This window comes from Pseudomonas extremorientalis (genome assembly GCF_001870465.1).
GTDB classification, from domain to species: Bacteria; Pseudomonadota; Gammaproteobacteria; order Pseudomonadales; family Pseudomonadaceae; genus Aquipseudomonas; species Aquipseudomonas extremorientalis.
The window spans coordinates 62567-75309 of the sequence record NZ_MDGK01000040.1; the positions used below are offsets into that span (position 1 = coordinate 62567).

Annotated in this window: 12 protein-coding genes and 3 tRNA genes; 6 read left to right on the top strand and 9 right to left on the bottom strand. The window is 55.7% G+C overall.

What is annotated here, in order from left to right; genetic code table 11:
- The first annotated feature begins 8 nt into the window (after positions 1–8).
- Together BFN10_RS16325 and BFN10_RS16330 are read left to right on the top strand one after the other, a co-directional pair.
- Positions 9–605 (top strand): tail assembly protein, encoded by a 597-nt coding sequence (locus tag BFN10_RS16325; RefSeq protein ID WP_071490536.1) that lies wholly within the window; start codon positions 9–11, stop codon positions 603–605.
- Positions 602–1186 (top strand): tail assembly protein, encoded by a 585-nt coding sequence (locus BFN10_RS16330; RefSeq protein ID WP_071490537.1) that lies wholly within the window; start codon positions 602–604, stop codon positions 1184–1186. Before BFN10_RS16325 ends, BFN10_RS16330 begins: the two co-directional genes overlap by 4 nt.
- Before the next feature lie 42 nt (positions 1187–1228).
- Here BFN10_RS16330 and BFN10_RS16335 read toward each other — a convergent pair whose 3' ends face one another.
- A complete protein-coding gene (locus BFN10_RS16335) occupies positions 1229–2434 on the bottom strand; it encodes a hypothetical protein (RefSeq protein ID WP_071490538.1) in 1206 nt (401 codons plus the stop codon).
- A 221-nt stretch (positions 2435–2655) separates the two neighbouring features.
- Between BFN10_RS16335 and BFN10_RS16340 the strand changes: the two genes are divergently transcribed.
- Positions 2656–3273 carry a recombinase family protein gene (locus tag BFN10_RS16340; protein WP_071490561.1) on the top strand — a complete coding sequence of 206 codons (618 nt, stop codon included), beginning with the start codon at positions 2656–2658 and terminating at the stop codon, positions 3271–3273.
- Here the strand turns inward: BFN10_RS16340 and BFN10_RS16345 are convergent, their stop codons facing one another.
- A complete protein-coding gene (locus BFN10_RS16345) occupies positions 3274–4281 on the bottom strand; it encodes a hypothetical protein (RefSeq protein ID WP_071490539.1) in 1008 nt (335 codons plus the stop codon).
- A 255-nt stretch (positions 4282–4536) separates the two neighbouring features.
- A tRNA-Arg gene (locus tag BFN10_RS16350) sits at positions 4537–4613 on the bottom strand.
- A 327-nt stretch (positions 4614–4940) separates the two neighbouring features.
- Here BFN10_RS16350 and BFN10_RS16355 point away from each other — a divergent pair.
- From BFN10_RS16355 to BFN10_RS16365, 3 genes are all read left to right on the top strand, one after another.
- The gene (locus tag BFN10_RS16355) at positions 4941–5168 is read left to right on the top strand and encodes a hypothetical protein (RefSeq protein ID WP_071490540.1); all 228 of its coding nucleotides are present in this window, start codon (positions 4941–4943) and stop codon (positions 5166–5168) included.
- An 11-nt stretch (positions 5169–5179) separates the two neighbouring features.
- Positions 5180–5359: a PA3371 family protein gene (locus tag BFN10_RS16360; RefSeq protein WP_071490541.1), complete on the top strand. Its 180-nt coding sequence runs from the start codon at positions 5180–5182 to the stop codon at positions 5357–5359.
- A gap of 383 nt (positions 5360–5742) precedes the next feature.
- A complete protein-coding gene (locus BFN10_RS16365) occupies positions 5743–6069 on the top strand; it encodes an Arc family DNA-binding protein (protein ID WP_003175643.1) in 327 nt (108 codons plus the stop codon).
- A gap of 102 nt (positions 6070–6171) precedes the next feature.
- Here BFN10_RS16365 and mgtE read toward each other — a convergent pair whose 3' ends face one another.
- The 6 genes from mgtE to alaS all read right to left on the bottom strand — a co-directional run bounded on the left by mgtE (position 6172) and on the right by alaS (position 12611).
- Complete coding sequence (gene mgtE / locus BFN10_RS16370; protein ID WP_071490542.1) at positions 6172–7614, bottom strand: magnesium transporter; 1443 nt, start codon at positions 7612–7614, stop codon at positions 6172–6174.
- A gap of 340 nt (positions 7615–7954) precedes the next feature.
- Positions 7955–8031 (bottom strand) — tRNA-Arg (locus BFN10_RS16375).
- Between the two features lie 108 nt (positions 8032–8139).
- A tRNA-Ser gene (locus BFN10_RS16380) sits at positions 8140–8230 on the bottom strand.
- A 62-nt stretch (positions 8231–8292) separates the two neighbouring features.
- A complete protein-coding gene (csrA, locus tag BFN10_RS16385; RefSeq protein ID WP_003175645.1) occupies positions 8293–8481 on the bottom strand; it encodes a carbon storage regulator CsrA in 189 nt (62 codons plus the stop codon).
- Between the two features lie 174 nt (positions 8482–8655).
- Complete coding sequence (locus tag BFN10_RS16390; protein ID WP_010208327.1) at positions 8656–9897, bottom strand: aspartate kinase; 1242 nt, start codon at positions 9895–9897, stop codon at positions 8656–8658.
- Positions 9898–9992: 95 nt separating this feature from the next.
- Positions 9993–12611 carry an alanine--tRNA ligase gene (gene alaS / locus BFN10_RS16395; protein ID WP_071490543.1) on the bottom strand — a complete coding sequence of 873 codons (2619 nt, stop codon included), beginning with the start codon at positions 12609–12611 and terminating at the stop codon, positions 9993–9995.
- Positions 12612–12743 lie beyond the last annotated feature (132 nt).

The window sequence follows — 12743 nt, forward strand, 5'->3', positions numbered from 1 at the left end:
GAGGCCCCATGGCCGCCACAGCAATTGAATATGCCCCACTCACCACCATCAAGCTGTGCGGGCAACTACGGCAGTTCGGTAAGTCCTACCAGTTCTCCGTCCGCACGCCGGCCGAGGCGATCAAAGCATTGTCAGTGCAGATCCCAGGGTTTGAACGGTTTCTGTCAAACGCAAAGTCTCGCGGGCTCGTGTTCGCAGTCTTTCGAGGTAAGAAAAATATCGGTGAGGGTGAGCTTGGATTTCAAGGCAAAGGCGACATCATCATTGCCCCTGTGATCGTAGGCAGCAAACGCTCTGGAGTTCTGCAAACCGTCATCGGCGCCGTGCTGATCGCAGCCTCATTCTTCACGTTCTGGGCGCCCCCGGTATCAGCCGGGCTGCTTGCATCAGGAGTGGGTATGGTCGCCGGCGGCGTAATCCAAATGCTCAGCCCCCAGGCTGGCGGTCTCAAGACGAGCGCAGCGCCAGAAAACACGCCGGGATATGCGTTTGGCTCCGCTCGGAATACCACAGCCTCCGGCAACCCGGTACCGCTTTGCTGCGGCCACCGCCGCTGGGGTGGCGCGATCATCAGCGCTGCTATTTACGCTGAGGATCGGGTATGACTGCCATCGAATATGCACCGCGCACGACCATTCTGCTCAGTGGCTCACTGGCCAAAAAATACGGCCGTCGACACACCTATGCCCTATCCGCTCATGGCGATACCAGGGAGGCGCTGCGGGCAATCGATGTAAATCACCCAGGCTTCCTGAGCGACATCGCGCGAGCAAGGTCTATCGGCCTGGAGTTCGCAATTTTTCGCGACAGGAAGAACGTAGGCGAATCCGAGTTGACTCTCGGCGGAGCTAGGGAAATACGGGTGGTTCCAGTGATCACCGGGAGCAAGCGCGCCGGGATACTTCAGACCATCGTGGGCATCGTGCTGATCGTGGCCAGCGCATTTACCAACGGCGCAACGCTTGCCCCAGGTATTGCGCTCGTGGCCGGCGGGGTAATCCAAATGCTAAGCCCCCAGGCCGGCGGCCTCAAGACAAGCGCCGCACCAGAGAACACACCCGGATACGCATTCGGCAGCGCCAAGAACACCACTGCGTCGGGTAACCCTGTTCCGCTCTGTTACGGCAGGCGGCGAGTGGGCGGGGCGATCATCAGCGCCGCTATCTACGCCGAGGACCGAATGTAAGAACATCAACGCGCAGTGAACGGTGTAACTAGGAAACAAACTCTACGTAGCCGTGCCGTAGATCACTTTTTCCGCCACAAATCGAACGATAGGCAAATACTCTTCTATTATGCTCTCAGAGTCCGTCAGCGGTATGTGGCAATCTTCGCGCTTATAACGATCAGTAGAGTGCACTATCGCGTTTCTTACCTGTTTAAGAACCTTTGCCGTATTAGCCAGCGCGTGAGACTTATTGATCACAGTATCCTTCTGACCAAACAACACTCGAGATTTCGTATATATTTTTTCACCACATCGCGCTTCAAAATCTGTTAAAAACTCAACTAAATCCTCCTCCGAAATATATCGAGCCAGCACATTGCGCAACATTTCGGTCTCATCGTTACGGGAATCGTGCCCTCGAATTGCAGTGATCACCTTATCCAAGTTATTACGACTAGCGCGAAATTTAGGCTCATTTAAGATTGATGCTAATCTATCATGTACCACAAGTTCTGAAACTTTTAGAAATTGATACTCTAGTACGTGATAAAAAGCCAAAAAGCTTTGACTCGGAAAAGGGCTAGCTTTAGCTAGCTTGTAATAGTTGACTACTGTCTCGTCATAATCCGCCTCCGACAGGCTATCATCATCAATGATATCCCCCCAGAATACGGACCGATTGCGCTTCTTCTTGGGCTTCCATACCACCATGCAATCGTTCTGTTCAACAGCCAATTTGAACAAGGCCCTTTCGATTACACGCAGTGATACGCTTTTCAACTCTGGTAGTATTTTGCGTCCCTTGGCCGAATAAGTAACGGTCTGCGGCAAGAACAGAATCTGCCTAACGGGCCGCCTCTTAATCTGAGACAAACTAAGCCTACGCTTAACTCTTATAGAAAAATACTTATCATATTCACCAGAAAGAAAAAACGCTATTGCATACATCATGGAGCAGTCGCCTACAACCACCGTACTTTGCGCCTTATCCTTTAGCGTATATGACTCAGAGATATATGCACCGTTACTCGCCAGCCGAGACACTTGCATCTCAACCGTATTATTAACTATTAGGAGCCGTGTCTCAGAGTCATAGCTAGCGCTTCTTGCAGCAGTGTATGCTCTATAACTTTTCTCCCACTCCTCACTTACACCAACGATGCAAACGGTTCCATCTTCACGAGTAACTAGAACGTCGCTCTCCTGTACCGAGCAATCAAATCCTAACTCTATAATACGATTTTTAACTACTTCAGTGAAGCTCATTAGATTCCCTTCTGTATTCGCCTAGAAACTGTGTATCCGCAAAGACTAGATAGCCAAACGCCACCTATCATCCTATAAAATCAGTGGCTGGGTAACCGCTTTTGAAGTATGCCTATCCAGATACAGGCTTATTTTGCCTTTTTCGGGTTTTCCGCTTGATAAGTAACACCCAAAGTGCAACAGTATTAGTAGAACGCCCTAACTGATACAGGCACCCAATGATGTTCATCCGCGCATACCTCCGAGCTTCCACCGAAGAACAAGACGCCGGCCGTGCCCGCGCCTCGCTCGAGCAGTTCGCCAGCGACCATAATAAGGTCATTGCAAGCGTGTACCTGGAGAATGCCAGCGGCGCCTCCGCAGACCGGCCTGAACTGTTGCGCCTGCTCAAGGATGCCCGTAAGGGTGATGTCTTGCTGGTGGAGTCTATAGACCGCCTCTCACGCCTCCCAGTGGAGGACTGGCAAAAGCTCAAGGCCGCGATTGACTCCAAGGGGCTGCGCATCGTCGCGCTCGACCTGCCGACCAGCCACCAGGGCATGCAGGACACCAAGGGCGACGAGTTCACCGGGCGGATGCTTGGGGCCATCAACTCCATGCTGGTGGAGATGATGGCGGCGATCGCGCGCAAGGATTACGAGCAGCGCCGCGACCGGCAGGCCCAGGGCATCGAGAAGGCCAAGGCCGCCGGCAAGTACCAAGGGCGCCCGGTTGATGCAGATTTACACAAGCGAGTAAAAGAGCTATTGGAGGCCGGCCTGGGCATTCGCGCAACGGCCAGGCACGCCAATTGCTCCACTACTACAGTCCTTCGAATCAAAGCGATAGACGAAGAGTAATTACCTGGCCCTGGGGATCTCTTTCAATACTTTCCTCAGGTCAAATCCCCTTATCCGACCTTCCTCAAGCAGCTCCGTGAATTGCTTGATGAAAAAATGAGAGTCGGCTTCTGAAGGTTTTTCTGCACCTTTGATAAATATCGGTAGCATCTTCTGGATCACATCCTTGCCGTGAGCAATTAGTCTCTCTTCGCTCCACTCGCTCATATACCTGTGTGCCCGGTATTGCGCCTCTACGAATTCCTGCAACGACTGGGGACCAGGGCGAGGCTCTTGGTTGTGCTCAAAGTGAAGGCCAGACGTTGCACTCGTACTTTCAAAATTGTGACCCTGCGAGCGGGCCCAAGCCTGCAGAAAAAGCTGAATTTCTTGCTCAATTTTATGATGGCGATGAGCATTGAAGGGATTGCTTATAATGAAAGTCGGCAGACGTGTCGACCCACCGCCACCTTGTCTTAGCCTGTAGGTGGTCTGGATCAAAACTATAAAATCAATCTCCGAGAAGCGGCCCGGATCTTTACCATCCCCGGTGAGCCGGGTGCTGAACCTGTCAGCGAGCCGAGCTGCGGGAATGCTTTCAACTGTGTCATTCAATATGAGCGCGATCCCAGGGGTGTCGGGATCAAGGCTAAGCAGCCTCTTGGAAGAGGCGATCTGTTGTTTGGCATTTCTAAGCACCCCCTCCACCATCCTGGTTGCGCTAGAGAAAATTTTGTTTAGGTGCTCTTCTCCTCCCGGTGTGTTCTTCATTGCGGTTTCAAGGTCATAGTCACCGAAGATCAGAGGGAAATCGTCAGATTCCATCAGCGATTTAGCGCCATCCAAAATCTTATCTTTCGGATCGATCTTTAGGGTTTTGAGCTCGACAACCGCTTGCCTGTGGAAAAACAGATAATCGGCAATCTTGACGCCATCAGGCTGAGGAACATGACCATCGAGAGGGGTCACATGATCTTGGCTGTGGAGGAAGCTAATCATGCGCTCCTCGATATCCCGCACACTTTCCATTCGATACCTATCCATTGATAAACGGGTAAGTCAGACATTCTAGACGGTGCTAAACCCACAGGGCCGCAGGAGGGAGCGCCAGCCCAGAAAAATATCGGCTGGTCTTTGTGTTTTGTCTGTAGAACCCCAGATGGGATGCGGAATAGGGAAGCGGGCTGAGGGTTTTGATTGACCAAAACTTCAGCTGCTGCTGCCACCCTGCTGTCACGCCAACTTGAGCAGTCAGTCTAAAAGGCGCGGAAGCATTGAATTATATGGTGTCCCAGGGCCGGTTCGAACGGCCAACCTTCCCCTTAGGAGGGGGATGCTCTATCCAATTGAGCTACTGGGACAAATGACAGGCGCCGCGCCTGGCAAGCGGCGACGGACGGCGTGCATGTTAACGGCCAGGTTAGGTTTTGTCATGTCGTCCGTAGGCTTTTTGAGTGTAGGCCGATACTTGCCGGGTGGACCGTGTCTTGACCCCGTCGATACAGGCGTAAGAACCGTATCGTGCAAAATGCACTCCCGCGAAATGCCATCATTGCAAATTGCAACCTGACAGCCTTTCAAATCAGACTTAAGCCTATGATTTTATTGACATAATAGATTGGCATGACACCTGCAATACTTCTCCTACAAACCCTAACAAACCACGGCGTTAAGCGGAGAACATAATCATGAACAGTGCCCTTCTGTTAGCCCTCAACACCGTAGCCCTGGCGGCACTGCTCATGTTCCATTTTCAATCGAGCGACAGTCACGACCCCGCGCAGATCACCCAGGCCGTCCCTCATCACTTGCAACAACGTCCGCAACTGGCAGTGATGGCACCGAACGTGCAATCGCCCATACGTCTGACCCAGGACACCCAAGTGGCGCCTGCAGCTGAACACTGGGTATTCTGAGGAAGCCCCTGATGACCAAATATGCCTGGCTATTCCTTTGCCTGACCGTTGTCACAGCGGTTCTAGGCTTGGGTGAAGAATCTCAAGACGGCACCACCACCGCTTTCATCGCCTGTGGTGTATTCGCCACTCTCTTGTTGCTGACGCTCATCGTGGGTCGTCGTATCAAATTCGACCCCGTCCTGCGCTGATCCCCCCCACGCCTGACCTTATGTCGCCTGGTCCTCGCATATCGGCAAATTGCCACTAGTCTTAAAGCTAAGGGCAAAGGGCCACTTTGCTATAGGATGTGCGGCCTGAAACCCTGTGGTGGCCCGGGCTTGTGGGAAGTTCCCTCGCGAATTCACACGGTGAAAAATTTTCCAACCAGTCCGCAAAAATGTAAATGAGTGCTGGCATAAAGCCTTTAGGCAGTTCAATATTTGTCACAGAATTGACGCCAAGGAACTGTCAAATCTGAGGCATGATGCGGCCTCTTTGCAATTCAGGTTGAACTTTGGTCGTGAGCCTTGTCTTAACACTCATCTTGCGGCCAATTCCAAAAACCGCTCCCCTGAACTAACCGGTTAAATATATGCGCCCATTGAAACAGGCAATTTATTCCAGCCGTACGGCTGACAAGTTCGTCGTACGTCTGCCAGACGGAATGCGGGAACGCATTGCCGAGGTGGCTCGCAATCATCACCGCAGCATGAACTCCGAAATCATCGCTCGCCTGGAACAAAGCCTCATTCAGGAAGGTGCGCTGGGCGACGAGTTGAGCATGCGCCTGGACAGCCCAGAGCTGTCGTTGCACGAACGCGAACTGCTGCAGCGTTTTCGTCAACTCTCCCACCGCCAGCAAAATGCTCTCGTCTCGCTTATCGCGCACGACGTTGAGGCGGCCGCAGAAGCCAATTGATCCGCAACTGAAAGCCGAAGCCAGCCAAGTGCTGGCTTTTTTTTGCCTGGGATTTGGGAAGATAATGCAAAGCGGGGGCAGATTTGCCCCCGCAGAATGGAGTCAGAGCAGGAAAATCGTTGCCAAGCCCAGGAAGATGAAGAAACCGCCGCTGTCGGTCATGGCCGTGATCATCACGCTGGCACCCATGGCAGGGTCGCGCCCAAGGCGAGCCAGGGTCATCGGGATCAATACCCCCATCAACGCCGCCAGTAAGAGGTTGAGGGTCATCGCAGCCGTCATCACCACACCGAGCGACCAACTGCCATACAGCAAGTAAGCCACCACACCGATCACCCCACCCCACACCAGCCCATTGATCAGACCCACCGCCAACTCTTTGCGCAGCAGGCGCGACGAGTTGGCCGTACTGACCTGATCCAGCGCCATGGCGCGCACAATCATGGTAATCGTCTGGTTACCCGAGTTTCCGCCGATCCCGGCCACAATCGGCATCAGCGCTGCAAGCGCCACCAACTTCTCGATCGACCCTTCGAACAAGCCAATAACCCGCGACGCGATAAAGGCTGTGATCAGGTTAATGGCCAACCACGCCCAACGGTTATGCAGCGAGCGCCAAACCGAGGCAAAGATGTCTTCCTCTTCACGCAAACCCGCCATGTTGAGGACTTCGGTCTCGCTTTCTTCACGAATCAAGTCGACGATTTCATCGATGGTCAGACGACCGATCAGCTTGCCGTTCTTGTCGACGACCGGCGCCGAGATCAGGTCATAGCGCTCGAATGCCTGGGCTGCGTCATAGGCATCCTCGTCCGGATGAAAGCTCACGGTATCACTGGCCATCAGGTCGGCAACTTTCTTCTCCGGATCATTCACCAGCAGGCGCTTGATCGGCAGCACACCCTTGAGAATGCCTTCGTAATCCACCACGAACAATTTGTCGGTGTGACCTGGCAGCTCTTTGAGTCGGCGCAGGTAACGCAGGACCACTTCCAGGCTGACGTCTTCGCGGATGGTGACCATCTCGAAGTCCATCAGGGCGCCGACCTGGTCCTCGTCATAGGAAAGCGCGGAGCGCACACGCTCACGCTGCTGAGTATCCAACGCTTCCATGAGCTCATGGACAACATCACGAGGCAGCTCAGGGGCAAGGTCAGCCAGTTCGTCGGCGTCCATCTCCTTGGCTGCAGCCAGGAGCTCATGATCGTCCATGTCGGCGATCAGGGTTTCACGAACCGAGTCGGATACTTCGAGGAGGATGTCGCCGTCGCGGTCGGCCTTGACCAACTGCCATAGGGTCAGTCGATCATCCAGCGGCAAGGCTTCGAGAATATACGCGACGTCGGCGGAGTGCAGGTCGTCAAGCTTGCGCTGCAACTCGACGAGGTTTTGCCGGTGAACCAGGTTTTCAACCAGGTTGTTATTCGGGCCATCCTGGCGGTGCGTAAGGTCTTCGACCACGCGCTGGCGCTGCAGTAGCTCGATGACTTGAGCCAGGCGATCCTGCAGGCTTTCTTGTGTTTTCTTTACTTCTACTTCGGTCATAGGCGAACTCCACTCCCAGCAGCGGGGCACGCCGGAAGGATCAATCAGTCAATTCATGATTGGTAAAACGGGGTACTGAGTAACTACTGGGTAAGTCCATGGAGGTATTCCACAAGCCCCGGCGGGGCTGACGGGCGCAATGATACACCGCCCGGCCACTTTAAACGTCAAAAAACTGGAAAGAACAAGCGCTTGCGAGCCAAAGCTGAGCAAAGGCCGCATCTATGAACTGCGACGACGCAGCGGATGAGGAAAACACATGAAGGCGAGGGAAAAAGAAGAAATCCTACACAAACCCCAGACGGCAAAAAGCCCGCACTAGGCGGGCTTTTTGTTTGTATGGTGCACTCGACAGGATTCGAACCTGTGACCGCTCGGTTCGTAGCCGAGTACTCTATCCAGCTGAGCTACGAGTGCATTTGTTGCCGCGCATTATAGGCCGTTCAATCTCTATGTAAAGCTATTTTTTCGAGTAATTTCAACAACTTACCGAAAAAACCAGATTGCAACGTACTAAGCAAATAATGGCGGAGAACGGGGGATTCGAACCCCCGACACCCTTTTGAGGTGTACTCCCTTAGCAGGGGAGCGCCTTCGGCCACTCGGCCAGCTCTCCGCAACACGGGGCGTATATTAACCACGTTCATCCCCGTTTGCAAACATAAAAAACGATAAAAATTAAAGGCTTGGTTCTTCGTCCTTCTCTTTCTTGATCCGCAGGTAAATTTCCTCGCGGTGCACCGCTACCTCTTTCGGAGCGTTAACCCCGATACGTACTTGATTGCCTTTGACGCCGAGCACGGTCACGGTGATTTCGCCATCACCGATAATCAGGCTTTCTGCGCAACGACGAGTCAGAATCAGCATACCTTTCTCCTCACGCATTTCAGTTCAGGAACAACAGTCTGCAAAAAAAAGGCCTTCGGCCTACAACCCAAAGGCCATAGCCCTACCGCCTAAGTATTGTCGAGCGCGCGCAAAAGAACATGCGCCCGACAAAAAAAGGAAAGGCGCGGTAAACCGCGCCTTTCAGGCACTGCGTCACTCGCCCTGTCGGGCCGGAGCGTCCAGCTCAAAAGCGGTATGCAGAGCGCGTACAGCCAGCTCCAGGTACTTCTCTTCGATCACCACCGAGACTTTGATTTCCGAGGTGGAGATCATCTGGATGTTGATGCTTTCCTTGGCCAGTGCCTCGAACATGCGGCTGGCAACGCCGGCATGGGAACGCATGCCCACGCCCACGATCGACACCTTGGCAATCTTGGTATCGCCGACCACTTCACGGGCGCCGATTTCCTTGGCAGTGTTCTGCAAGATCCGCTCGGCCGCATCGTACTCGTTGCGGTGCACAGTGAAGGTGAAATCGGTGGTGTTATCGTGCGAAACGTTCTGCACGATCATGTCGACTTCGATGTTCGCACCGCTGATAGGACCCAGGATCTTGAACGCCACGCCCGGGGTATCCGGCACGCCACGGATAGTCAGCTTGGCTTCATCACGGTTGAAAGCGATACCGGAAATGATCGGCTGTTCCATGGATTCCTCTTCATCAATAGTAATGAGGGTGCCCGGACCCTCTTTGAAGCTGTGCAATACGCGCAGCGGAACGTTGTACTTGCCGGCGAATTCCACCGCACGGATCTGCAACACCTTGGAACCAAGGCTGGCCATTTCCAGCATCTCTTCAAAGGTGATCTTGTCCAGGCGCTGGGCCACGGACACCACACGCGGGTCGGTGGTGTAGACGCCATCCACATCGGTGTAGATCTGGCATTCATCAGCCTTGAGGGCCGCTGCCAGCGCCACGCCGGTGGTGTCCGAACCGCCACGCCCGAGGGTGGTGATGTTGCCCTGCTCGTCCACACCCTGAAAGCCTGCTACAACTACCACGCGCCCGGCTTTCAGGTCCGTACGAATTTTCTGATCGTCAATCTGCAGGATACGCGCCTTGGTATGCGCGCTGTCGGTGAGGATGCGCACCTGGCTGCCAGTGTAGGACACCGCCGGCACACCGCGCTTATTCAACGCCATGGCCAGCAACGCGATGGTCACCTGCTCGCCGGTGGACACGATCACATCCAGCTCACGCGGCAGCGGCTGTTGGTCACCGCTGATTGCCTTGGCCAGATCGATCAGGCGATTGGTCTCGCCGCTCATGGCCGACAGCACCACCACCAGGTCGTCGCCGGCATCGCGGAACTTCTTAACCTTGTCGGCCACCTGCTCGATTCTTTCGACAGAGCCGACCGAGGTGCCTCCAAATTTCTGTACGATCAAAGCCATTTCTAAGCCGCCTCAGCCCGTAAAGGGGCGCCTAATATCCAATCAACCAGCACCACACCGGCCCGTGACTAGACCACGGGCCGGTTAACAGTGCCTTAAATACCTGCCTCGACAAACGGCACGGTCAGGGCCAGGGCCGCGTCCAGGGCGCCGGCGTCTACACCACCGCCTTGCGCCATGTCCGGACGACCACCACCCTTCCCGCCCACTGCCGCGGCGGCTTGCTTCATCAAATCACCGGCTTTGAGTTGGCCAGTCAGGTCCTTGGTCACACCCGCAACCAGAACGACCTTATCCTCATGGACACCGCCGAGCAGGATCACTGCGCGGCCGAGCTTGTTCTTCAACTGATCGACCAAGGCCAACAGCGCCTTGCCGTCCTGGCCGTCCAGGCGTGCAGCCAGGACTTTCACATCCTTGACGTCCACCGCCGAAGCCGACAGGTCGTCGCCGGCCGCGCTGGCCGCCTTGGCCTGCAACTGCTCCAGCTGTTTCTCCAGGGCGCGGTTGCGCTCCAGCACAGCGGATAGCTTGTCGATCAGATTGTCGCGGCTGCCCTTGACCAGGCTGGCCGCTTCCTTGAGTTGTTCTTCCGCCGCATTCAGGTAGGCCAGGGCCGCAGCGCCGGTCACCGCTTCGATACGACGCACGCCGGAGGCTACGCCGCCTTCGCTGATGATTTTCAGCAGGGCGATGTCGCCGGTCCGGTTGGCGTGGATACCGCCACACAGTTCCACCGAGAAGTCGCCGCCCATGCTCAGTACGCGCACGCTGTCGCCGTACTTCTCGCCGAACAGCGCCATGGCGCCCTTGGCCTTGGCGGTCTCGATATCGGTTTCTTCGGTTTCTACCGCCGTGTTCTTGCGAATCTCGGCGTTGACGATGTCTTCCAGGGCCTTGATCTGCTCAGGCTTGATCGCTTCAAAGTGGCTGAAGTCGAAACGCAGGCGCTGGCTGTCCACCAACGACCCCTTCTGCTGCACGTGCTCGCCCAGAACCTGACGCAGCGCGGCGTGCAACAAGTGCGTGGCCGAGTGGTTCAGCGATGTGGCGTGGCGCACGTCGGCGTCCACCTGGGTTTCGACCGACGAACCGATAGTCAGGCTGCCCGACGCCAACACACCGTGGTGCAGGAACGCACCGCCGGTCTTGGTGGTATCACGCACATCAAAACGACCCGAAGTCGCCTTGAGGAAACCGCAGTCGCCAATCTGGCCACCGGATTCGGCGTAGAACGGGGTCTGGTCCAGAACCACAACACCGTCATCGCCTTCATTAAGTACATCAACCGACTGGCCATCCTTATAAAGGGCAACCACCTTGGCCGAACCGCTGGTAGCCTTGTAGCCGGTGAATTCAGTGGCTACGTCAACCTTGACCAGGCTGTTGTAGTCCATGCCGAACGAGCTGGCCGACCGTGCGCGCACGCGCTGGGCTTCCATCTCACGCTCGAAACCTTCCTCGTCGAGGGTCAGGTTGCGCTCACGGGCGATGTCGCCGGTCAGGTCCATCGGGAAACCGTAGGTATCGTAGAGCTTGAACACCACGTCGCCCGGCACCACGGAGCCTTGCAGGTTGGCGAGGTCTTGCTCGAGGATCTTCAGGCCCTGCTCCAGGGTCTTGGCGAACTGCTCTTCTTCAGCCTTGAGCACGCGCTCGATATGCGCCTGGTTCTGCTTGAGTTCCGGGAAGGCCTCGCCCATCTCGGCGACCAGCGCCGCGACGATCTGATAGAAGAAACTGCCGTTGGCGCCCAGCTTGTTACCGTGACGGCAGGCACGACGGATGATGCGACGCAGCACGTAGCCACGGCCTTCGTTGGAAGGCAGCACGCCGTCGGCAATCAGGAAGCCACAGGAACGGATGTGGTCAGCCACTACCTTGAGCGAGGCCTGGTCTTCATTGGTGCAACCAATGGCCTTGGCCGCAGCGGCCAGCAGGCTCTGGAACAGGTCGATCTCGTAGTTGGAGTGCACGTGCTGCATCACCGCACTGATCCGCTCCAGGCCCATGCCGGTGTCCACCGACGGCGCTGGCAACGGATGCAACACGCCATCGGCGGTGCGGTTGAACTGCATGAACACGTTGTTCCAGATCTCGATGTAACGGTCGCCGTCTTCTTCCGGCGAGCCCGGTGGGCCGCCCCAGATGTCAGCGCCGTGGTCGTAGAAGATCTCGGTGCAAGGGCCGCACGGGCCGGTATCGCCCATGGTCCAGAAGTTGTCGGAGGCGTACGGCGCGCCTTTGTTGTCGCCGATGCGCACCATGCGCTCAGCCGGCACGCCGACTTCCTTGGTCCAGATGTCATACGCTTCGTCATCGCTGGCGTAGACGGTGACCCAGAGTTTTTCCTTCGGCAGCTTCAGCACGCCCGTCAGGAAGGTCCAGGCGAAGTTGATCGCGTCTTGCTTGAAATAATCGCCAAAGCTGAAGTTGCCGAGCATTTCGAAAAAGGTGTGGTGACGAGCGGTGTAGCCGACGTTTTCCAGGTCGTTGTGCTTGCCACCGGCGCGTACGCATTTCTGGCTGCTGACGGCGCGAGTGTAGGCGCGCTTTTCCTGGCCCAGGAAGCAGTCCTTGAACTGGTTCATCCCCGCGTTAGTGAACAGCAGGGTAGGGTCATTGCCTGGGATCAAGGAGCTGGAGGAGACACGGGTGTGACCTTGCTCTTCGAAGAAGCGAAGGAAGGCTTCACGGATTTCTGCGCTTTTCATTAGGTTCTTCCACGGAGGCTGCGGCCAAAGGCCAGTGCGCAACATCATCAGACGGAGCGACGGCAAAGGGCCGCATTATATCGGCCCTTTGCCGGTGGTACAGCGTGTTTATGCGATAGAGAGGCTCAATTA

Excerpts from the sequence above, each read along its gene's own strand:
- BFN10_RS16335 (WP_071490538.1), bottom strand. The coding sequence starts at position 2,434 with ATGAGCTTCACTGAAGTAGTTAAAAATCGTATTATAGAGTTAGGATTT.
- BFN10_RS16365 (WP_003175643.1), top strand. The coding sequence starts at position 5,743 with ATGCGCCCATTGAAACAGGCAATTTATTCCAGCCGTACGGCTGACAAG.
- BFN10_RS16345 (WP_071490539.1), bottom strand. The coding sequence starts at position 4,281 with ATGGAAAGTGTGCGGGATATCGAGGAGCGCATGATTAGCTTCCTCCAC.
- mgtE (WP_071490542.1), bottom strand. The coding sequence starts at position 7,614 with ATGACCGAAGTAGAAGTAAAGAAAACACAAGAAAGCCTGCAGGATCGC.
- BFN10_RS16325 (WP_071490536.1), top strand. The coding sequence starts at position 9 with ATGGCCGCCACAGCAATTGAATATGCCCCACTCACCACCATCAAGCTG.
- BFN10_RS16330 (WP_071490537.1), top strand. The coding sequence starts at position 602 with ATGACTGCCATCGAATATGCACCGCGCACGACCATTCTGCTCAGTGGC.
- csrA (WP_003175645.1), bottom strand. The coding sequence starts at position 8,481 with ATGCTGATTCTGACTCGTCGTTGCGCAGAAAGCCTGATTATCGGTGAT.
- BFN10_RS16390 (WP_010208327.1), bottom strand. The coding sequence starts at position 9,897 with ATGGCTTTGATCGTACAGAAATTTGGAGGCACCTCGGTCGGCTCTGTC.
- alaS (WP_071490543.1), bottom strand. The coding sequence starts at position 12,611 with ATGAAAAGCGCAGAAATCCGTGAAGCCTTCCTTCGCTTCTTCGAAGAG.
- BFN10_RS16340 (WP_071490561.1), top strand. The coding sequence starts at position 2,656 with ATGTTCATCCGCGCATACCTCCGAGCTTCCACCGAAGAACAAGACGCC.
- BFN10_RS16355 (WP_071490540.1), top strand. The coding sequence starts at position 4,941 with ATGAACAGTGCCCTTCTGTTAGCCCTCAACACCGTAGCCCTGGCGGCA.
- BFN10_RS16360 (WP_071490541.1), top strand. The coding sequence starts at position 5,180 with ATGACCAAATATGCCTGGCTATTCCTTTGCCTGACCGTTGTCACAGCG.